The organism is Mesorhizobium sp. M4B.F.Ca.ET.203.01.1.1, assembly GCF_004791025.1.
Classification (GTDB): Bacteria; Pseudomonadota; Alphaproteobacteria; order Rhizobiales; family Rhizobiaceae; genus Mesorhizobium; species Mesorhizobium abyssinicae.
In genome coordinates this window covers 1-298 of the sequence record NZ_SRUO01000242.1, presented here as the reverse complement: position 1 = coordinate 298, position 298 = coordinate 1, and the positions used below count along the sequence as shown (strand labels likewise).

The window sequence follows — 298 nt, the reverse complement described above, 5'->3', positions numbered from 1 at the left end:
TGCAAGCAACCGCCCCGAGCCTGCGAAGCGGTGCAGCAGATAGCACGATGCGCTATGGGGCAGCCCGCTTCCTTGCGGCTTCTGCAGCATTCGAGGCTGCCAAGACCCAATTTGCGATCCCTGCTGGAAAGACGCCTTCTTGGGCAGAACATGATAACCCGCTGACCGAATTGACGACTGCGATGGGAGACTTGCTCGACGCCCGTCATCTTCTCCGGGACTGGACTTCGTGGTGCGGCATTCGTCGCAGGGCTGTCAGTCACAATCTGGGAGCGTTGGTCGACGATATCGAGGCGGG

The 298-nt window shown here is 60.4% G+C and carries 1 protein-coding gene; it reads left to right on the top strand.

The genetic code is table 11. The features are described 5' to 3' along the window. Positions 1–47 precede the first annotated feature (47 nt). Positions 48–298: hypothetical protein (locus EN846_RS35690; protein ID WP_210236165.1), on the top strand; the 251-nt coding region annotated here is incomplete at its 3' end.